General features: G+C 39.5%; 21 protein-coding genes and 1 pseudogene. 14 read left to right on the top strand and 8 right to left on the bottom strand.

Going from position 1 to position 21,037, the window contains the following annotated elements; translation table 11 throughout:
• The first annotated feature begins 548 nt into the window (after positions 1 to 548).
• The 4 genes from SporoP32a_RS13710 (at position 549) to SporoP32a_RS13695 (ending at position 4,751) form a co-directional block, all read left to right on the top strand.
• Entirely contained in the window at positions 549 to 755 is a 207-nt protein-coding gene (locus SporoP32a_RS13710; protein ID WP_085428405.1) for a hypothetical protein, read from the top strand.
• A gap of 414 nt (positions 756 to 1,169) precedes the next feature.
• On the top strand, positions 1,170 to 2,189 hold the full coding sequence (locus SporoP32a_RS13705; RefSeq protein ID WP_085428404.1) for a hypothetical protein: 1,020 nt from the start codon (positions 1,170 to 1,172) through the stop codon (positions 2,187 to 2,189).
• An 82-nt stretch (positions 2,190 to 2,271) separates the two neighbouring features.
• Positions 2,272 to 3,549, top strand: a complete 1,278-nt coding sequence (locus tag SporoP32a_RS13700; protein WP_085428403.1) for a hypothetical protein — start codon at positions 2,272 to 2,274, stop codon at positions 3,547 to 3,549.
• A gap of 416 nt (positions 3,550 to 3,965) precedes the next feature.
• The gene (locus tag SporoP32a_RS13695) at positions 3,966 to 4,751 is read left to right on the top strand and encodes a hypothetical protein (protein ID WP_085428402.1); all 786 of its coding nucleotides are present in this window, start codon (positions 3,966 to 3,968) and stop codon (positions 4,749 to 4,751) included.
• 277 nt (positions 4,752 to 5,028) lie between these two features.
• On the opposite strand, the gene SporoP32a_RS13690 is transcribed toward SporoP32a_RS13695, so the two are convergent.
• Complete coding sequence (locus tag SporoP32a_RS13690; protein ID WP_085428401.1) at positions 5,029 to 5,727, bottom strand: methylamine utilization protein MauJ; 699 nt, start codon at positions 5,725 to 5,727, stop codon at positions 5,029 to 5,031.
• Between the two features lie 132 nt (positions 5,728 to 5,859).
• Here SporoP32a_RS13690 and tnpA (SporoP32a_RS13685) point away from each other — a divergent pair, with 132 nt between their 5' ends.
• The 9 genes from tnpA (SporoP32a_RS13685) (at position 5,860) to tnpC (SporoP32a_RS13650) (ending at position 13,335) form a co-directional block, all read left to right on the top strand.
• The gene (tnpA, locus tag SporoP32a_RS13685; protein ID WP_085426922.1) at positions 5,860 to 6,165 is read left to right on the top strand and encodes an IS66 family insertion sequence element accessory protein TnpA; all 306 of its coding nucleotides are present in this window, start codon (positions 5,860 to 5,862) and stop codon (positions 6,163 to 6,165) included.
• Positions 6,162 to 6,518 carry an IS66 family insertion sequence element accessory protein TnpB gene (gene tnpB, locus SporoP32a_RS13680; protein WP_085426923.1) on the top strand — a complete coding sequence of 119 codons (357 nt, stop codon included), beginning with the start codon at positions 6,162 to 6,164 and terminating at the stop codon, positions 6,516 to 6,518. The genes tnpA (SporoP32a_RS13685) and tnpB (SporoP32a_RS13680) overlap by 4 nt, the downstream gene beginning before the upstream one ends.
• 39 nt (positions 6,519 to 6,557) lie before the next feature.
• Positions 6,558 to 8,144: an IS66 family transposase gene (gene tnpC, locus SporoP32a_RS13675; protein WP_085428400.1), complete on the top strand. Its 1,587-nt coding sequence runs from the start codon at positions 6,558 to 6,560 to the stop codon at positions 8,142 to 8,144.
• A gap of 395 nt (positions 8,145 to 8,539) precedes the next feature.
• Complete coding sequence (istA, locus tag SporoP32a_RS13670) at positions 8,540 to 10,075, top strand: IS21 family transposase (protein WP_085426920.1); 1,536 nt, start codon at positions 8,540 to 8,542, stop codon at positions 10,073 to 10,075.
• A complete protein-coding gene (istB, locus tag SporoP32a_RS13665; RefSeq protein WP_085426921.1) occupies positions 10,072 to 10,827 on the top strand; it encodes an IS21-like element helper ATPase IstB in 756 nt (251 codons plus the stop codon). The genes istA and istB overlap by 4 nt, the downstream gene beginning before the upstream one ends.
• Complete coding sequence (locus SporoP32a_RS17110) at positions 10,824 to 10,994, top strand: hypothetical protein (RefSeq protein WP_198166175.1); 171 nt, start codon at positions 10,824 to 10,826, stop codon at positions 10,992 to 10,994. The genes istB and SporoP32a_RS17110 overlap by 4 nt, the downstream gene beginning before the upstream one ends.
• A gap of 56 nt (positions 10,995 to 11,050) precedes the next feature.
• Positions 11,051 to 11,356, top strand: coding sequence for an IS66 family insertion sequence element accessory protein TnpA (gene tnpA / locus SporoP32a_RS13660; protein WP_085426922.1), 306 nt, complete (start codon positions 11,051 to 11,053; stop codon positions 11,354 to 11,356).
• On the top strand, positions 11,353 to 11,709 hold the full coding sequence (gene tnpB / locus SporoP32a_RS13655) for an IS66 family insertion sequence element accessory protein TnpB (RefSeq protein WP_085426923.1): 357 nt from the start codon (positions 11,353 to 11,355) through the stop codon (positions 11,707 to 11,709). The genes tnpA (SporoP32a_RS13660) and tnpB (SporoP32a_RS13655) overlap by 4 nt, the downstream gene beginning before the upstream one ends.
• A gap of 39 nt (positions 11,710 to 11,748) precedes the next feature.
• Positions 11,749 to 13,335 (top strand): IS66 family transposase, encoded by a 1,587-nt coding sequence (gene tnpC / locus SporoP32a_RS13650; RefSeq protein ID WP_085426924.1) that lies wholly within the window; start codon positions 11,749 to 11,751, stop codon positions 13,333 to 13,335.
• Between the two features lie 352 nt (positions 13,336 to 13,687).
• On the opposite strand, the gene SporoP32a_RS13645 is transcribed toward tnpC (SporoP32a_RS13650), so the two are convergent.
• The 6 genes from SporoP32a_RS13645 to SporoP32a_RS13620 form a co-directional block, all read right to left on the bottom strand.
• Entirely contained in the window at positions 13,688 to 15,289 is a 1,602-nt protein-coding gene (locus SporoP32a_RS13645) for a DUF2326 domain-containing protein (protein ID WP_085428399.1), read from the bottom strand.
• Entirely contained in the window at positions 15,279 to 15,506 is a 228-nt protein-coding gene (locus SporoP32a_RS13640; protein WP_085428398.1) for an ABC-three component system middle component 7, read from the bottom strand. The genes SporoP32a_RS13645 and SporoP32a_RS13640 overlap by 11 nt, the downstream gene beginning before the upstream one ends.
• Positions 15,503 to 16,264 carry an ABC-three component system protein gene (locus SporoP32a_RS13635; protein ID WP_085428397.1) on the bottom strand — a complete coding sequence of 254 codons (762 nt, stop codon included), beginning with the start codon at positions 16,262 to 16,264 and terminating at the stop codon, positions 15,503 to 15,505. The genes SporoP32a_RS13640 and SporoP32a_RS13635 overlap by 4 nt, the downstream gene beginning before the upstream one ends.
• Positions 16,265 to 16,888: 624 nt before the next feature.
• On the bottom strand, positions 16,889 to 17,095 hold the full coding sequence (locus SporoP32a_RS13630; protein ID WP_232319540.1) for a DapH/DapD/GlmU-related protein: 207 nt from the start codon (positions 17,093 to 17,095) through the stop codon (positions 16,889 to 16,891).
• Positions 17,096 to 17,430: 335 nt separating this feature from the next.
• Positions 17,431 to 17,781 (bottom strand): hypothetical protein, encoded by a 351-nt coding sequence (locus SporoP32a_RS13625; protein ID WP_085428395.1) that lies wholly within the window; start codon positions 17,779 to 17,781, stop codon positions 17,431 to 17,433.
• Between the two features lie 136 nt (positions 17,782 to 17,917).
• A complete protein-coding gene (locus SporoP32a_RS13620) occupies positions 17,918 to 18,142 on the bottom strand; it encodes a hypothetical protein (protein ID WP_085428394.1) in 225 nt (74 codons plus the stop codon).
• Positions 18,143 to 18,261: 119 nt separating this feature from the next.
• On the opposite strand from SporoP32a_RS13620, the gene SporoP32a_RS13615 reads away from it, so the two are divergent.
• Positions 18,262 to 20,172, top strand: a complete 1,911-nt coding sequence (locus tag SporoP32a_RS13615; protein WP_085428393.1) for a hypothetical protein — start codon at positions 18,262 to 18,264, stop codon at positions 20,170 to 20,172.
• 422 nt (positions 20,173 to 20,594) lie between these two features.
• On the opposite strand, the pseudogene SporoP32a_RS13610 reads toward SporoP32a_RS13615, so the two are convergent.
• Positions 20,595 to 20,708 (bottom strand): annotated as a pseudogene (locus SporoP32a_RS13610) (flagellin); the annotation flags it as partial.
• Positions 20,709 to 21,037: the final 329 nt, after the last annotated feature.

Below are 21,037 nucleotides of genomic sequence, written 5' to 3'. Positions count from 1 at the left end.
TTTAATTATATCAGATATGAAGTGAATACAAACTATTGCGAGTATACGAAAATAGTTAAAACCGTAGATGAGATAGACTGCCACATTCTACTTGATGTCATCTTTCACTCATCATATAGAGCTTTTTTTCAAAAAGGATACAAGTGATTTGTAGATGGATTGTATGTGGAGGGGTTTTACGTATGCAAGAGGTACAAACCATGCGACGTCGAGATTCATCTCGACAATGGTCTTATTCTTTATATTTAACGTTCTTATAAGTTCTTTGGTTATTGGCCGTCCCAAAGTGGGATACGACATCGTACCAATGTGATACAACACAGCGTTCCATTGTGGGTCGACAGTCATCTCAGGTTGGATGGGTGGCACGTCCAATAATGAGTTAACCGTATTTTATATAATAAGTAGGCTACACTTTGACACATAACTCTAACGACCTCACAACCTCCAGCCACACCTTAATTAGATAGTCTTCGAAAATGTTATATGTGGTATCATTGTAGCGTATGGAAAATAGGATTTTTTAAAAAAAGGAGGACTTCATCAACTTGGGCCTGATCATCGCCATGATTCTCGTTATTATTGTTTTAGTTGTCGGATTGATTTTGACCTTATCCGTTGCTAATTCTAGTACTACTTCCAAGAAAGAAAATTACAGCAGCAAAAAAAGTTTTTCCAATTTGCTGTGGATTTATGTTTTATCGGTCCCCGTGATTATTGTATTGACTGTTATTGCTATATTTATATTTTATTGATACTGGAGGACGGTTTGGGAGTATTGAAGAGACACTTGTTTTTTCGATTCTCAGTAACCGTCTTGATTTTTGCGTGTTTTATTCTTCACTTCTTGTTTACCTGTCCATCACAATATACCGACACTATTTAGATTTATTTCTAAGTTATGTGATGCATAGGAGCTCAATATTAATATGAGATTATAGGCATCTTGTTAAATTTCAATCAATTTCTTAGAAAAGTACATAATTTTAATACGCGCTTTGAGATATTCATGAGTGATCTGACGCGTTCGACTTGATTTGACAATTTACCTTTACATAACACTCCTCCACCCAGTTCACCAATTTGAAGAAAACACCACTCTTCTTCCCCACCCTTGTATGTTACAAAAGACTTATACTAATAAAATAACCCGAAAGTAGGTAATGACTATGCCGCTACCTTTAATTCCATTAATCATTCTGGGGGCTACTGCTGCATCGACGGCACTCGCTGGCAAGAAGGGCTATGATTCTGTTAAAAATATGAAAGAGACAAAACAGCTGGCCGAGGAACTGGGGACTTCATATAATGAAGTATACGAAGAGTTTAAGCGTGTTCGAGATGAGACCAATGAGGAGTTTGAAGAATACGGGCTGTTGAAGCTGGAAATTCTGGACGGATCCATGAAGTGGTTTGTGGAGACATTTAGACAGATTAAGCACGTCAATTTTACAGATGAGGCAGTTACAGATGAATTTGTTTCCAACAGTGAAATAGAGCAGTTTGTTTTAACTATTGAAAGACAAGTAGTGAAAGCCGGACAAGTTTTAGCAGCTGGTGTCGCATCATTGGCGGGCGGTGGACTGGCAGCGATGGGTGCGTTAGGAGCTACGACTACGTTTGCTGTTGCGTCTACAGGTACTGCTATTGCAGCCCTCAGCGGTATTGCAGCACAGAATGCAACGCTTGCCTTCCTTGGCGGTGGTTCATTGGCTGCTGGCGGACTGGGTGTTGCGGGTGGGACACTGGTGCTGGGCGGCATTGCGCTGGCTCCTGCTCTGGCGATTGGCAGCCTGATTTTTGCGGCTTCGACAGAAAATAAATTGCAAGAGATGTACGGCAAGCAGGCAGAGGTGCAGGCGGAAATAGAGAAACTCCATGCCGCCACGAACGCTATGGAACAGATCACCAGCACGACCGCTAGCATGCGGGATTTGGCAAAGAGTACAGATCAGCTGCAGTCAGCTACTATTCATAAAATGTCTGAAATTATCCAAAGTAAAGGCGTTGACTTCTGTGGGTATAAGATGGATGAAAAAACAGCGATTCATAACAGTTATAAATTAGCCGTCATCATGCGAGACATTTTGAATACGACGATTCTCGACGAGCAAGGCGAGTTAATTCCCCATATTCACTCAGTCATCACTGCGAATAAAAAGAAGATTTCCACCGTACAGGAAGGATAATATAGTTTCCTTACGCCAGTCAGAGATAGACTTCATTGCGGGACAAGTAGTCAGCGAGACTATTGAACGCGAGGGTAATGCGTTGATAGAAACTGTAGCCGGCTCTGAACGACTGCTGAAAGTCGCCGAACAATATGTAAAGTGCGCTTCAAATTATACGCAAGGTCGCATGTTTGAAATTATCGAGATGACTAAATTCAATGCAGCCGCCGCAAAAGCAGGCAGTTTACTGCGCGCGGTCACAACCGATCAACTTGGAGAACCGCATGCTGCTGCCGACCTACTAATCCGCAATGCTAACGGTGATGTAATGAAAGAAATACAAGCAAAATCCTATGAGAAAGCCGCTGCTACTACTCACGGTATTGCCAAACCAAAATACAACGGTATGGACCGGCTCGTCAACATAGAAAACGAAGATAAAGTAAATGAGCTCATTGAAAAGCGGATGAATACGGAAGGAATTTACGCGCAGAACTATCGGGACGTTCACGGTTCCGTCAAAGGGCAGACGGAATATGGCGACATCCAAAGCGGAGGGACGACTCATAAAGAAGCACTGCAGGCAGCTGAAGACCCCAACGACTACACGTCCGCCATGAACCGTGCCGAATTATTCACCGGAGCCCGTAATGCGATGGTCGGCGGAGCATTGGCAGGAGCTTTCGTAGGCGGTACGATCACTGCCGCTCAAGGAGCCTTCAATAAAGAATTCAGCGTAAAGGAAACCGGCAAAGCTGCAGCCAACAGTGCTGCCCGCGGTGCAGTAGTCAGCGGAGTGGCCTATGGGATGAAATACTTAGGCAAGGACCATCCGCTCATGTCTGGCAATATTGTCACCACACTCGCTAGTGCAGCCATTAGCACGACTGAACTAGGTTATCAGTTCCTATCGGGAAAACTGTCCATCGAGGAACTAGTCGAAGGACTTGGTTCCAATGCGCTGACTTGTTTTTCGGGTATCGTCATGACTGCCGCAGGAGCCGCATTATTCGGACCAATCGGAGCAGCCGTGTCTGCAACAGTTGCTTTAATTGGAATGAAGCAGCTGTATAGCGTGTTCGAGAATGCCAGAGAGGATCTGCAACTGGCAATAGAAGCGAGACAAAAAGCTGAGGAACTTTCTGCCGCAATGATTTTGGAAATAAAAGCTGAAGAAGAACTGTTGATTTCTTACTATCAAGAATATGAAACTACTTTTGCGGAATTGAAGAAGTTGGTGGATGTTGCTGTTCTGGATGACAGTATGACGGAACAGGCGACTGTTGCGCTGGCGGAGGGGTTGAGTGTTGGTTTTGAGTATGAGACGTTTGAAGAGTTTGAGGAATTTATGTTGGGTGATGGAGTTTTGGAGCTATGAAGAATGAGTAAGCCCCAGCCCATTCGGACAGTGTACAGCGAGAATATTTTGATAAACGCACTTGTGTATCATACAACTCAAGAACTGTTCAGAGTAGTGTCGAAGTTGTTGTGTGGTGGTACAAAGGTGCCTATAACTAATTGACAGCTATTTTCCGACTAAATATTGACCAAGATCCCCAAAGCCGAATAAAGAATAACAAATATCGAATAACTTTCGGCTTTATGCTTAGATTGATAGGATACGGAGAGCTTTGTTTAAAAGTAAATAAAATAAGTCCCTTGGCCAACCAGAGGACAACATGTGATTACGGAGTGCGCTGCGTCATTTGTTGTTCTGAATGGAGAATGGGGAATATAAGATTGTGATGCACCAGGGGAAAGTCAGACGGGTGCGGAGGGAGAAGGGGAAGATTTTTGAAAGAGAAATTCAGTTTGACAGGCGTTCTTACTGTATTAGGCTTTTTATTATTGATAAGCGCTTTTATAGTGCCGTTTTTCATTAGTGATACATTTGCAAGTGTTTTTGGTGATAGTTCAACACCATTAGTTTCAGCTGCCGCATTTCTTTTATTGATAGCAGCTAATCTAATGAATCAAAATGAGCTTAAACTACAGAGAGAAGAATTGCAGTTACAAAGGGAAGAATTGCAGAAAACTACGCAAGCACTAAATGATCAGTATATAACGATGGAAAGACAAAGGTTTGAAACAACATTTTTCAATTTAGTGAATTCACATTTGGAAATCAAAAAACAGATTACGATAGAACGTAACGGAAAGGAGTTAGAGGGGTTTGACGCTCTAGACGACTTATATCTAAGAGTAGGGGATGATTTTAATAACTTAAAAGATTGTAGATCTGAATCTAAAGGCGGGCTTAAATTTTTCAGTCCTGATGAACTGGATAGTCGCTTGATAAACTTTTCCAATTACTTTGTCGATAAATATAATAATCAATTGTCCACTTATATATCAAGTTTTAAATATATTTTAGAATATATCCAAGGTGCTGAAAATGAAGAGAATTATAAGAAATTATTATTCAGCCAAACATCCAATTCGGAAATGATAATATTGTTTTATATAAGTTTTTCGGATGTGCTATTGAAAAAAATACTAAAGCAAAATGATTGGCTTAACCTTAGACCTGAAAATTTGATTGCTAACAAACATTTTAAGATATTAACTGAAAACCAATAATAGTCCATCTGGTAATCGGACTATAAAATCAGGAGAATTGTGAAAAGTAGGTTGTGATTAAGGAAGGTACCAGGTCCCGAATTAAATTGGAAACAATTCTGAATTAAATTAGAGTTGTTTGGGGACCTGGTACGAATCACTAACTCTATAAGCTTTCAGAACAGTGTATGAATTGTATGATGTACTTGATTAAGAAAGGTCCCGACACAAATCAGAAACGATTCTGAATTAAGCTAGAGTTATGGGGGAATCTGGTACCAACCACTAGTGTTTATAATTAAAAACCAAAATCAATAAACTTTTCCCTATCGAAGTTCTTGTCAATAAGAATATCAATTAAGTTTTTTGCCCTTTTCTCTAAAGTCGGTATAGAATTAGCAGTTTTCATAATTGCTTCATAGGATACGTCTTCTCCTCCGTGCACTATTTTATTTCTCTTTTCATACATGTCATCAATCCAACCAACAGGCAATTCCCAACTATCGAGATCACCGAAGTTTTCTAAGAAACATTGATATATTTTATTTTTTACACCGTTTTTTGTTCGTTCGGTTTCAATGTGATATTCATTACTTAATATTTCAATAACATTCCAATAAGCTAAAAACCTATCTAAAGTGTTACTCGTCAACTTCCCCTTAGAGTACCACCCAATTGCCCTTAATAACTTAGGGGCTGATTTTTCAAATTCTCTAGCCATATTAAAAGCAAATATTATATCCGGTTTCTCAAGTTTCCTTCTTGATCTAAAATCTCGTTTTCCTCCACTCTCTCTTTCACTTCTGTTTATTTGTATAGGTATGTCGTTAACCAGAGACAATATATCTCTCATTTTTCCAAAGTAAACATTTGCCACAATTTCAGCTGTATATAAATCTTCTGCTTTTGCCGTAATTGTAGCTAAGAAGCCGTTTTCTCTTGGAATCATTCTGATATCGCTATAAAACTGATTTTCATCAAACCCTTTCTCTTGCAAGAAACTGATCCTCTCGGCTAAAGTCAAAGGCCCAATCACGTCAAAATGTAAGCGTCAAATAGTGAACACATATTAATAGAAGAAGATTCGTGAGATACTCCTCCCATAGAACACATTTTGGGAGGTATTTATTTGAAAAGAAAAGAGAAAGAAGCATACTGGTCTGCGAAGATCGATGAATATCAAAACAGTGGACTAGCGCTTTCTGAATGGTGTGAAACTGCAGAGGTTGCCGTGCACAATATGAAGTATTGGCTAAGGAAGCAGTCACCAGTTAATCATACCGCACGTCAGGAGACCAGTTGGGTCTCCTGTGTAGTGGAAGAATCGATAGAGAACTCGATTTCCTTGAAAGTAAATCATGTGGATATCGAGGTGACAAGTGGCTATGATGAAACTCTGTTACTTCAAGTGATCCGGACGCTACGTCAGATATGATGAATGATCGCGCCGTTGGGCGCGTCTATCTGGCTGCTGGTCCGACAGATCTTCGGAAGTCGATTGACGGACTAGCTGTCATTGTCCAAGAGCTGTTCCAACTTGATCCTTTCTCCAAAGCACTTTTTGTCTTCTGTAATCGGAAGAGAGATAAACTCAAGATTCTATTCTGGGATCACAATGGATTCTGGCTCTATTACCGAAGACTCGAGAAAGGGCTGTTCGATTGGCCGGATCTTGAGTCTGTTCAACCACTTTCCATTTCGAGCCGACAGTTGAACTGGCTCCTGGATGGGTTACCGTTGAACCAACGTGACGCACACCCTTCAGTCTCGGCGAAAAAAGTAATTTGAGTCTACTCCTTGGAATAATTTTATGCTATTATTGTTCCTATGAGAAAACCAGACAAGAAAACCCAACTTACAATTGAAGAGCTCGAGAAGAAGAACGAACAACTCGAGCAAGAGAAGAAAAAGCTTGAGGCTCAGATGGAATGGTACAAGCAACAGTTCACTCTACTCCAACAGAAACGCTTCGGAACTTCTAGTGAGAAGACGAACAAGGACCAGTTTGAATTACCGTTATTCAATGAGGCAGAAGTTTCTTCAGCGATCCTTCTTGTAGAGCCTACGCTTGAGACGATAAACTATACACGCAAGAAGAGAATCGGACGTGCAGATAAGTTGAAAGACCTGCCGGTCGAGACGATTCACTATGACCTCTCTGATTCGGAGAAGGTCTGTTTAGAATGCGATCATTCCATGCACGAGATGAGCACACAGATACGCAAAGAACTGAAGATCATCCCGGCGCAAGTAACAGTTGTCGAACATGTACAGCATATCTACAGTTGTCGTCATTGTGAAGAACATGCGATCAAAACGCCTATTAAGAAAGCTGAGATGCCGAACCCGGTGATCCCGAAGGGATTAGCGTCTCCATCTGCCATTGCATACGTGATGACGCAGAAGTTTGCTGATGGGCTTCCTCTTTATCGACAAGAGAAACAACTCGAACGGATGGGCATTCCATTGAATCGACAGACGCTATCGAACTGGATGCTTTCGAGTACGACGCGATGGCTCAAGCCGTTCTATGATGAACTCTATCGTCGTCTTCGTGAGGAAAAGGTTCTCCATGCGGACGAAACTGTCCTGCAAGTTCTCGACGAACCAGGGAAAAGGGCGGAATCAAAATCCTATATGTGGCTTTATCGGACAGGTAGAGACTCTAAGACACCGATCGTACTCTTTGATTATCAAGCAAGTCGTGCCAAAGAGAATCCGCAAAAGTTTTTAAAAGGCTACCAGGGTTATCTCCATGTGGATGGCTATGCAGCCTACGAGTCTATTCAAAATGTGGAGCTCGCTGGCTGCTGGGCCCATGCTCGCCGTAAATTCGATGAGGCACTCAAGGCATTAAAAGGTGCGCCAGCTGGTGCAGGTCGAACGACGGTCGCTAAAAAGGGACTCGATTTCTGCAACCGATTGTTCGCAATTGAACGCAAGACGAAAGATAAAATGCCTGAAGAACGACTTGAAATAAGGAAAAACGACAGTCAGCCTGTGCTGGATGATTTTTTGGTATGGCTAAAAGAACAAAAAGAAATTGTCGCTCCGAAGACTGCAACTGGGACTGCCATCTCCTATACGCTTAAACAATGGCCTAAACTGATAACATTTATGAAAGATGGTCGTATCGAGATCGACAATAATCGAGCAGAGCGATCAATAAAACCTTTCGTAATCGGTAGAAAAAACTGGCTTTTTGCAGTTTCCACAAGAGGTGCTACTTCAAGTGCAATCGCCTATAGTCTCGTAGAGACCGCAAAAGAGAATGGCATAAACCCCTTCTTCTACCTGCAGTTCCTTTTCGAAGAACTTCCTCAACGTAATCTTGAAAAAGTCGAGGAGTTTGAAGACTTGATGCCTTGGTCGAAGACCTTACCAAAGAATTGTTATATCCAGTCAAAGAAATAGAAAATGCCCCGAAGAATCTTTAATCGATTCTTTGGGGCATTTTCTTTTATATGAAACAACGTGTTCATTTTTTGACGCTTACGTCAAAATCAACTTCCCATATCTTTTTATTCAATTTCCTCATTCCCTCCGTAACTATGTATAGAATATATGGTGAGTAAAATCTAGAAAGGCCCCGACATAAATCAGAAACAATTCTGAATTAAACTAGAGTTGTATAGGGTGATTATTGCATGTGAATTGAGCCACCTCTGCGGAGTTTTGAGCCACCCAGCGCGGACGATTGAGCCAATGAATGCGGACACGAGAGCCGCCCTACTAATTAAATCACCTTCTGTATAATTGAAATCGCATGCGTACAAGCATGACAATTTTATTATACAGGAGGTTTTTTTGTGGTTAATTGTCGCAAAATCCTCGAACTGTATTTTGACGGAATCAGTCAGCGCACCATTAGTTCTAGCACTGGTCATTCCCGAAATACGGTTTCCGAGGTAGTTCAGCGTGCCAAGAAACACGGCTTAGAAAGTTTGAACGGCACGACGACCAACCGATGGTTGGAGGAGCTTCTCTTTCCTGAGAAGCAGGCAAGTGAAAAGGGATACTTCCCTGTCGAGTGGGAGAAGGTGCATAAAGAGTTGCAAAAAAAGAATGTCACTCTAGCTTTATTGCATTATGAGTATGCGGTAGGAGCACGTGAAGGTGGGAAAATACCTTATGCGTACAGAACATTCTGCGAAAAGTATGGGAAATACGCAAGAAAGTATAAATTGACCATGCCTATTCGCCGAAAGCCAGGTGAAATCATGGAAGTGGATTGGGCAGGCTCGACCCTGCATGTAACCGATCGGTTCACCGGGGAACGCATTCCTGCGTATATCTTTATCGCGACCTTGCCTTACAGTCAATTCAGCTATGTAGAGGCATTTCTGGATATGAAGTCGCCCAATTGGTTGTCTGCTCATATTAGAGCGTATGAGTATTTTGATGGGGTGCCGGAAACTTTGGTACCTGACAATCTAAAAACAGGAGTGATTAAAGCTCAACGAATAGAGCCTCTCCTCAATGAAGCCTATCGCGAATTGGCAGATTACTATCGGACCATCATTGTGCCCAGTCGAGTTCGAAAACCAAAAGACAAGGCCAGTGTGGAAGGAACAGTAGGATTCATCTCACGCCAAATTATTGCATCTTTACGAAACTATCAATGTTTTCATTTGGAAGATCTTAATAAGCGGATCCATGAAAAACTAGAAGAAATCAACGAAATCGATTTTCAGAAGCGTCCTGGATCACGAAAAAAGATATTTGAGGAAGAGGAGAAATCTCACCTTCAACCACTTCCTCCAAACCGTTACAAACTAGCAGAATGGAAAACAGCTAAGGTTCAACTGAACTACCACATCCAAGTTGATCGCATGTATTATTCCGTTCCGTATGAGTATGTCCGTGAACAGGTCGATGTTCGGTTATCCGCGGATCTACTTGAAGTGTACTTTAAGGAAGTACGAATTGCATCTCACAAACGGTTATGTGGTGAAGTGGGACAGTTTTCGACAAACACAGACCATATGCCAGATAATCACCGAGCATACCTAGAGCATACACCGGAAAATAATCAGAAATGGGCAGAGTCCATCGGACCTTTTATGGAACGATTGGTCGCTTACATTTTAAAGCATAATCCAGAAAAGAAAGCACTCACTATCCTCAGCTCGTTACGAAATGTTTCCACCAAGCATACAAAGGAAGAGCTAGAAGCGGCAATCCAAACATTACTGGAAATTTCCACTAATCCGACCATACCTGTGTTAAAAGGGATTTTGGATAGGCGAAATAAACGCAAGCCAAAAGACCATAACCCGATTAATCGACATGAAAACCACGGCTTTACCCGTGGAGCTAAATACTTTGGAGGGGAAAGCAAATGATGAACCAAGAAACATTACGTAAATTAACTGAGATGAAAATGATAGCCATGGTAGAACTATATCAACAACAGAGCCAGAACAAAGATTATCAAGCAATGGATTTTGATGATCGTTTCAACCTGTTGGTTGACTATGAATACGACCGTCGAAAATCTAACCGATTGGAACGATTGATTAAACAGGCAACTTTTGAAAATCCAACAGCAGCCATTGAAGATATTGAATACCATCCAGATCGCCGACTAGATAAGAGTCTTATCTTAGAATTAGCTACAGGGAATTATCTACAAAATCATCACAACATTATTTTAATGGGCGCATCAGGTAATGGGAAAACCTGGATAGCCAATGCGTTTGGTATCCATGCCTGTCGCCAATTTTATAAAGTAAAGTATATCCGATTGCCAGAATTATTGGATGAATTAGCTGTAGCGAAATATGAAGCTGATGGTAGTTTCCGTAAAGTTATTCAAAAATACAAGAAAATTGATCTCTTGATTTTAGATGAATGGTTACTGACAGAGCTTTCTGAAGAGCAAGCCCTTCACGTCTTAGAAATCATTGAATCAAGATTAAAGCGTACATCCACGATATTCTGTTCTCAGTTCTCACCTGAGGGATGGCACTCTAAGTTAGGACAGGCGCAGATAGCAGACGCAATTCTCGATCGCATTGTGCATGATTCCTATAAAATTCTGGTTGATGGGGAAATCTCGATGAGAGAACGTCATGGTTTGGGGGTTAGAGTATGATTCCGGAGGAAGTAGAAAATCGCATCGCTACTTATTTTTTCCACAGATATTTGCCTGATGAAATTATGGAAAAAGTGGAAGTTGGTCTACTAACTCGTTGTATCGATGTGGAGAAAGAAGAAATAGATATGGATGAACGTAAGCGTCAAATAGTGAACACATATTAATAGAAGAAGATTCGTGAGATACTCCTCCCATAGAACACATTTTGGGAGGTATTTATTTGAAAAGAAAAGAGAAAGAAGCATACTGGTCTGCGAAGATCGATGAATATCAAAACAGTGGACTAGCGCTTTCTGAATGGTGTGAAACTGCAGAGGTTGCCGTGCACAATATGAAGTATTGGCTAAGGAAGCAGTCACCAGTTAATCATACCGCACGTCAGGAGACCAGTTGGGTCTCCTGTGTAGTGGAAGAATCGATAGAGAACTCGATTTCCTTGAAAGTAAATCATGTGGATATCGAGGTGACAAGTGGCTATGATGAAACTCTGTTACTTCAAGTGATCCGGACGCTACGTCAGATATGATGAATGATCGCGCCGTTGGGCGCGTCTATCTGGCTGCTGGTCCGACAGATCTTCGGAAGTCGATTGACGGACTAGCTGTCATTGTCCAAGAGCTGTTCCAACTTGATCCTTTCTCCAAAGCACTTTTTGTCTTCTGTAATCGGAAGAGAGATAAACTCAAGATTCTATTCTGGGATCACAATGGATTCTGGCTCTATTACCGAAGACTCGAGAAAGGGCTGTTCGATTGGCCGGATCTTGAGTCTGTTCAACCACTTTCCATTTCGAGCCGACAGTTGAACTGGCTCCTGGATGGGTTACCGTTGAACCAACGTGACGCACACCCTTCAGTCTCGGCGAAAAAAGTAATTTGAGTCTACTCCTTGGAATAATTTTATGCTATTATTGTTCCTATGAGAAAACCAGACAAGAAAACCCAACTTACAATTGAAGAGCTCGAGAAGAAGAACGAACAACTCGAGCAAGAGAAGAAAAAGCTTGAGGCTCAGATGGAATGGTACAAGCAACAGTTCACTCTACTCCAACAGAAACGCTTCGGAACTTCTAGTGAGAAGACGAACAAGGACCAGTTTGAATTACCGTTGTTCAATGAGGCAGAAGTTTCTTCAGCGATCCTTCTTGTAGAGCCTACGCTTGAGACGATAAACTATACACGCAAGAAGAGAATCGGACGTGCAGATAAGTTGAAAGACCTGCCGGTCGAGACGATTCACTATGACCTCTCTGATTCGGAGAAGGTCTGTTTAGAATGCGATCATTCCATGCACGAGATGAGCACACAGATACGCAAAGAACTGAAGATCATCCCGGCGCAAGTAACAGTTGTCGAACATGTACAGCATATCTACAGTTGCCGTCATTGTGAAGAACATGCGATCAAAACACCTATTAAGAAAGCTGAGATGCCGAACCCGGTGATCCCGAAGGGATTAGCGTCTCCATCTGCCATTGCATACGTGATGACGCAGAAGTTTGCTGATGGGCTTCCTCTTTATCGACAAGAGAAACAACTCGAACGGATGGGCATTCCATTGAATCGACAGACGCTATCGAACTGGATGCTTTCGAGTACGACGCGATGGCTCAAGCCGTTCTATGATGAACTCTATCGTCGTCTTCGTGAGGAAAAGGTTCTCCATGCGGACGAAACTGTCCTGCAAGTTCTCGACGAACCAGGGAAAAGGGCGGAATCAAAATCCTATATGTGGCTTTATCGGACAGGTAGAGACTCTAAGACACCGATCGTACTCTTTGATTATCAAGCAAGTCGTGCCAAAGAGAATCCGCAAAATTTTTTAAAAGGCTACCAGGGTTATCTCCATGTGGATGGCTATGCAGCCTACGAGTCTATTCAAAATGTGGAGCTCGCTGGCTGCTGGGCCCATGCTCGCCGTAAATTCGATGAGGCACTCAAGGCATTAAAAGGTGCGCCAGCTGGTGCAGGTCGAACGACGGTCGCTAAAAAGGGACTCGATTTCTGCAACCGATTGTTCGCAATTGAACGCAAGACGAAAGATAAAATGCCTGAAGAACGACTTGAAATAAGGAAATACGACAGTCAGCCTGTGCTGGATGATTTTTTGGTATGGCTAAAAGAACAAAAAGAAAAAGTCGCTCCGAAGACTGCAACTGGGACTGCCATCTCCTATACGCTTAAACAATGGCCTAAACTGATAACATTTATGAAAGATGGTCGTATCGAGATCGACAATAATCGAGCAGAGCGATCAATAAAACCTTTCGTAATCGGTAGAAAAAACTGGCTTTTTGCAGTTTCCACAAGAGGTGCTACTTCAAGTGCAATCGCCTATAGTCTCGTAGAGACCGCAAAAGAGAATGGCATAAACCCCTTCTTCTACCTGCAGTTCCTTTTCGAAGAACTTCCTCAACGTAATCTTGAAAAAATCGAGGAGTTTGAAGACTTGATGCCTTGGTCGAAGACCTTACCAAAGAATTGTTATATCCAGTCAAAGAAATAGAAAATGCCCCGAAGAATCTTTAATCGATTCTTTGGGGCATTTTCTTTTATATGAAACAACGTGTTCATTTTTTGACGCTTACGGATGAACTAGTGTTATGGGCTATTCGCGTTATAGACGATGAAATAGATCCTTCACTACGTTGATTAGAACCGCAAACAGCCCTAGAAACCTCGTTTTCTAGGGCTGTTTCTATCGCTTCACACGATTGGTGGCTCTCGCTTCCGCTTTTACTGGCTCTATTGTCCGCATTCAGTGGCTCAAAACTCCGCACTAGTGGCTCATTTTGTCCGCAATACTCATAGGGATCTTGTACGAACCACTAAATTGCGTGACACACAGGTATCCTTCACTAATCTCTCCAATCTAATCTAGTCAATAACTTATCATTAGATAAAGAGAGTACTGTTTCCTTCTTTATAATTATTTGTGTTTCCTTGTTATACATATCAATAAAATCAATAGCAATAAACACTTGTTTTGATAATGAATTGTAAAACTTAATAATTTGTTCAACAGTTTCTTTTTCAATATTCTTAAATAAAAAGGAGTCATGTATAATTAAAGGCATTTTTGTTAGTGTTAGAATTGCTAAGTCAAAAATAATTAAATTAGCATATGCTTTACCAGTACCTGTATTATCAAAAAACTTATAGTCATATTTGCTGTAAGTTAAATTTAATTCAGGTGCATCCCTTTTGCCCCCATAAATTAAACCATTAATCTCTTTTAATTTTGTATTGATAGCTTTGCTAATTTCTTTTATAATTACTTCTTTTAGCTCTTCAAGTTTACCCTTTTTAATATCGATATCTTCTTTAATTCCTGACAACTTACTGTAATACTGATTTTCTAGTTGGAGGGTTTTTAAGTTTGATGATAATTCAATTAAACTGTCAATAAATAAATTAAGTTCTTCATCAGGATCTATTAGCTGTTCTTGCTTTTTAATTACAATATCAATTTCCTTCTCTAATACAGCTATTTTTTTAACCAACTCTGTTTTTGCATTCTCTAATTCTTCAGTAAGAATAGAACTGATTCCTTGATGGAATGATTCTATACTCTGTAATTTTTCCATATTTACATTTGGGAAAAATTCTAGAAGATCTTCAAATCCAGCACTTGCTGATCTTTTAATAGTTCTTGTAGTTCTGTTTAATCTTGAAATAAAATACTCTCTCTCATCTATGAGTTTTTTCTTTTTTTCTCTAATGGAAATCATTTCAGCAGAAACAATATCACTTATATCTCCTGAAGGACTGTATGCATTTTTTCCTAACCTCTCAATTTCATTAGTAAGCTGCTTCATTTCTTTTAAATTTTTTGTAAACTTTGCTTTAGTTATTTTGGGTATTAACTTGTGCTTACCTGCTTTATTTAAGACTTTTCTTTGATCTTCAATTTTTTTAACTTCCTTATCTTGCAATTCTATATCATCATACTTATTAAAAAGCTTTATCAGATTTGTTACAATTTGACCATATTTTTCTTGAGCAACACTATGAAGGGGTTTTTTAACATTATTATTTTCCTTTCCCCACACTCTAGAATAGGTATTAACTGCAGCTCTAAAAGTTAATTGGTCTGATTCAATTTTATATAAACTCTTTAGTAACTTAGTATACTCATTTAATTTCATTTCACTTTTATCAAATTTTTCATATTTATCATTGCTTTTATATACTACATCTGGATTTTCTGTGCCTCTAACAAAATGATATTCAGTTTCAAACTTAAAAGTAAACCCTAACTCATGATGTCCTAGGTTTGCTACCACATCACTATTATGAGAGATATATGTATTACCACCAAAGACAAAATCTATAATCATAAGTAAAGTTGATTTACCAATAGAGTTAGATCCTTTATCATCACCCAATACAACATTCAATCCCTCATGGAAATCTATAACTTCCTCTGTAAATATTGTACTTTTAATACTATCTAACATAGGTAACAACTCCTTTATCAAAATCTACTCTTATTGCACCTAGTAGAAATAATACATCAAGTGAATAAATAAACTCATCAATCTCTTCAAAATAATCTTGTGTTATAAAGTATAAGTCCTTAACTGTCATATCTTCTTTTAGTAAATACTCAAGAATTATTGGCATTTTCCCAATGACAGAGTCACTAAATCTAATTACCTTGTTAGGCACAATCATGAAAACACCTCACAATTTTGGACAAAAAAAGAGATTACTATTCCACAGGCCAGTAAAGAACTATTGCCAGTTTTTTTAGAGAGCCACTCTGTTAATTGATTATAAATCACTTCTTGGGATGGCTCAGTTCTGCTTAAAGTGTTATAAAATGCACTAACTTGTGAGGCTATTGCATTGAATGATTTTGGATATTGGCTATCTAATTGAGCAAAATGCTCTTTAATATAATAATAGTAATCTGTTATTTCATTTCTTATCCTTCTTTTTGTAATTCTTGACAACGTTTCATCTGACTTTACATCCAACTTTAATGCTTCCATTTCTAACTGTTTAAGAGCACTCTCATTAAATTCCTCTACAAGTATTGTAATGACTTCCTTTATTTCTGTCTCAATTTGATAATCAGCATACTTTGCTCTAGTCTCACTCTTTGACAAAATGTTTTTCTTTATATTTAATAACCACCTATATTCTTCAACAGTTCTAGGGTTGTCAAACTTCTTGTGGCAATCACTACATAGAGGAATAAAATTCCTTATGTTATTTACATCCTCATGTAACCTCTCTTCATCCTTTAATAATTCAATCTCAGATTCTGTAGGATTAAGAGGATAAATATGTGCAGCTTCCCATAGCTTATTCTGTCTACCATTTTTCTCATACATAAGTGATTTTGCACAAGAAGGGCACATATTTTCAACCTCTGTAAGTAATAATGAACTCTCATTAGGAGTTGGATCTCTTCTTTTGTTAGACATTTAAAGCACACCACCTTTAAACTGCAGTAAAACCTATTATACTACTTAAAAACAGATAATACATTATGTTATCTAACAAATGTTTCCAACAAAATGATCTATGCTGTCTAATCACTTTATTGATTATTAGTATTTCTACCAAAGTCCATACTTAATTTATTTCTGCAATCCATTGACCTATGATTAAAACCCTTGTAGAATTCACTTTGTAATGAGGATGTACTGTAATTACTCCATTTCATCGTCATAGCACATGCCTTAGACGGTATATCCTAGTCGTTGAACCTTCTCCAGAGTCTACTCACAGGAGCTTGGCTGCTGATTGTCCAATTCCACTTTCAAATCATTCAGTTTTTAGTGATATCGCCTTTGTATTACACGCCTAGGAAACTATTTAGAATCGTGATTTAAAAACAGTAAAAGTATCTTGTTTCGTGAAATTCATTAACTATTTTTGTTTAAGGTAAATAGCTACCCGATCATTACCAATATAAGATGAGTTATCATTTTATAAAACAATGAATTGTTGGACTAGTTTCTGTATTGCGTGAGGCCAGGTAGACTTTTACTAAATCTAATCTAAATTCTATAATATATTCTTAATAAACCGGGCTGTATTTCCCCCTACCATACAATACTCCCTGCGGCAACAACTAAATTCTCACCTATTCTTACCCCGGATAATATAACTGAATTAGCCCCTATCCAGCTTCCTTTTTCTATTACTAAACTTTTGGAATCCGTAGCCCCTTGTTGACTTATTGGAATACTGGTATCAGCATAAACGTGATTACTAACGTATATATCATAAGGAAGGTACCAGGTCCTCACACAAGTTGAAAACAATTCTGAATTGAACTAGAGTTGCGTGGGAACCTGGTACCTACAAATCTAGAAATAACTATATAACTTAAGAAAAGGGAACTGGTTCAGTTACATAACCCTGTTCCCTTTTTTTTATTCTGTGGCACTAATAATTAAGGAATAAATAAACATATATGTTTTATATATATTTCCCGTACAACACTAGTGGACACTGCCTTCTAAAACTCTTGTCGAGCAAATATTCATCATTGCGCATTTTAATCTTGCTTGCCTATGCACCATAAAACTCTAGAACAATTCAGAGTAGTTGTCTGATTTTCGATCCACAGGTAGAGAATTAATCATTGTAGTGCTTTATATCCTAATGCTTGAATCCTTTTTATAAGATACATGTATTGCTCTGAATAATTGTCCGGACTATTACTTACAGCTTTCATAGCAGAATCCTTTATTTCACTTAGATCTATTTCCAAAATTTCAAAGAAAATATTATTTTCGTTTTCCTCACTCATTATAATTCCTGTAGAAGATCCGAGCTTCTTATGGGAATATCCTGGACCGAATATATCTTTATTGCAATAGTATAGACTCATACCGCCAAGCTTCTCATCAATTTTTTCGTATGCTATATACGAAAGGTGTTCTCCTTCCCTATGTGGTTTCTTGTCGATTCTTAACAAAATATTATTCATGCTTTATTTCACTCCTGTGTAATTATTAAACAAATAAGATCACTTTAAAGGAAGGTACCAGGTTCCAACACAAATCGTAAACAACTCTGAATTAAACTAGAGTTGTGTGAGGACCTGGTACCAACACAATTATATGTCAAGAACTTAAATAATTCTTCAACGACTCAATCGCCACCTCATGCGCCTCAATCTGCTTCTCCAACTCCCGTGTCTCTTCCCCACTAAGCCGATACTTCGACGCATACTCCGCAATCTCTTTCATTTTATACAAACGCTTTTCTATTTCTTCCAGAATCCGATCTTGCTGTTTAACTTGCTCCAGTTGACGTTTCAACTGATCCAGTTCTTCTGAATTATTCATCGTTTACTGTCACTCCTTTACATCTGTTTACTAATTCTATTTTCACGTTATAAGTAGCTATTCGCCATCCTTAATTATATAATAAGAACATATATTCTTATCTTATAGGAGGGCTAACTATGACGATTGGAAAATTTCTATACTCTACGAATTCACGATCTTACGGATTTCTACTGGAAGATGGTAAAGCGGCAAAGGAACAATACGTTGCCAATTGCACGAACAATAATTTAGAAATAGACTCATCTTCTTCTACTAAACAATTAAACAGTCTGCTTTGCGCCTTGCTACTCAGCAGCGGACGTATTATTTCTTCTGCTACTAACCGCAAGTATTTTCGTTTCACTTTCCATGTAAAACACAGCGAATGGGCTCATTCCTGTCACCGGCAGTTAAAAGCGTATGTACTGGACTTTATTATAAAGAAAGAACAAACAACAGATACGCGGAGTGAACTCGGCTTTACAGAGCGTATAGTGATTGAATCTGCGCCTATTACTAACGCAGAAGCATTACACACTGCTTGGTATCAGAACGGCTTCAAAGGCATTCCTCTGGAGTTTGTTGAACAATATATGACTGCTCAGACACTCGCGTGGTGGTACCAGGAATCCGGTCACTTGAAAGTGAAAGAAAACGGCACGTTGGAGAAATTGATCCTCTCCACTGAGCAATGGACCGAGGACGAACTTCCATTACTTCAATACGCATTAAATAGTAAATTCAATATGCTGTTTGCGATAGATGGACAACGAAGACTTATTTTGTATGACCAGCTGCAAATCAAATACTTTCTTAGCATCGTTGCAAAATGGATCCACCCTGGGTTCGCCTATAAAATCAGAAATGCAGAAGTTCACAAATCAATCGCGAAACGGACGACTATACGGCTACCTAATCATATATCCATTCCCTCACCTACTAAAGAAATCAATCAAATAATTCAGCAATACGCCTCCTCTATTGAAGTAACAAACGATAATTTCCAAAGGCTAAACTACGCCAGGCAAGAGGACAATGAATCTAAACGCTATCAAGTGAACCTAACTGAAGGAAATCGAGATACTCTTTGTTCAATCCAAGCTTCCACAGGTTTGACTTTGGGTGAGATTGTACAAGAGTGTTTTTATCAACAGAATAGTATTACACCACGCCCACTGAATACATTGGATGATCTTTCTACTACACAGCAAAATATTATGCTCGGCTCTATTATTGGAGATGGCATGCTGACGCACATGTCTACAAAATCTAAAGGTATCAGAAGCGCATACAACGAACACTTTTCTATCAAACAGAAGGATTATCGGGCTTGGAAAGTCATGAAGCTAGAGCCTTATCTCTCTTTCACTCTAAAAGGTAATGTTATTAGTTCACGAGTTGATAATTTGTGGAGCAAGCTGGAAGATGATTTTTACATCGCTAAAGAAGAAAGTAAATCGAGAGTGAAACGATTACCAAAACACCAGCTTACTAATTTGAATGACTTGCACAGCCTAGCAACGATCTACATGGATGATGGGTCATTAATGCTTACAACCCGTGTAAACGACAATACTAAAAAAATATATATCACTCCTCACGTTGCTTTATACCTTCAAAATTTCACACATGAAGAATTAAAGAACCTAATAGTCCAAATCGGAAACTTAACTTTAGCAAAATTCACACTTACAAAACGACCTGATGGGAACGGCTATTACTTGCGCACAAACCGTACCGCAGATACATTATTATTTCTTCAGGACATAGAACCCATTACCGTTACATGCCCTTCAATGAGTTATAAAACGAATTGGCAGTACCGTTTCTACATGGAAAAACAAAGATGGAATCTCAAATACCCCAAATATGAACTCTTCATTAGTTCGAAAGACAGAATGCGGCCTTATACACCACAAGAAATAGCAGCACTAATAGACATGAAACGGAAAGGCTGTACTATTCAACATATTGCTGATCAGTTAGGGCGCAGTTATTGGTCTATAGTTTATAAAACCAAAGATCTTCAGGAACAAAATTTTATGTAAGAAAAAAGAGACTTCTTAAAAGAAGTCTCTTTTTGATTAAAAAGTACTATTAACGTAGTAATTGTAGTACGCCCTGAGGCTGTTGATTTGCTTGCAAGTAGTCCTATTGTCTCTAATAGGCTCAGACTATATCTCCATCCTTGTACCTAAATAACTAGGATGCTGGGCACTTCGAACGTCAATTGACGCCCTACGGATTTCATCGTCATAGCTTGTTTGCCTTAGACGGTATATCCTAGTCGTTGAACCTTCTCCAGAGTTTCCTCACAGGAGCTTGGCTGCTGATTGTCCAATTCCACTTTTTTTCAACCGTTCACGTTTGCCGTTTCCAGCTGCGTTGTCGGAAAGTGGACTTCAGGAGGTTCCAGCAATTCACCCAGTTATGCGTCCTATCCGTTACCGAATAGGCGTCCCTGAACCATTTACCGAAGGAGTTGTAGCACGCCTTGGGGCATTTGGTTCGATTGAGATAGCATTGCTTGTGCTGCTTGAGTTAAGATGTTGTTCTTCGTAAAGTCCATCATCTCTTTCGCCATCGTGCGAACATTAGCTTTCACTAATGACTAGACTATATCTTCACCCTTCACTCTCGGTAGGGGCCGGGCACTTCGGATTCACAAGCTACTCCCTCTTGTGTTTCCTACGGATTTCATCACCATAGCTTGCGCCTTAGATGGTCTATCCTAGTCGTTGAACCTTCTCCACTCTTTCAAGACAGGAGCTTGGCTGCTGATTGCCCAATCTGTTCTTTTTTCAAGCATTCACGCTGACCGTTTCCAGTTACGTTGTAGCAAGAACAGTTTCAGGGGTTTCCAGCAATTCACCCGATCGTACTCTCTGACCGTTACCAGTCAGGACGACTGTG

Origin of the sequence: Sporosarcina ureae, from assembly GCF_002109325.1 — a bacterium.
GTDB lineage: Bacteria > Bacillota > Bacilli > Bacillales_A > Planococcaceae > Sporosarcina > Sporosarcina ureae_C.
Note: the sequence above shows the minus strand (reverse complement) of the source record. Positions and strands in the feature narration are given on the sequence as shown.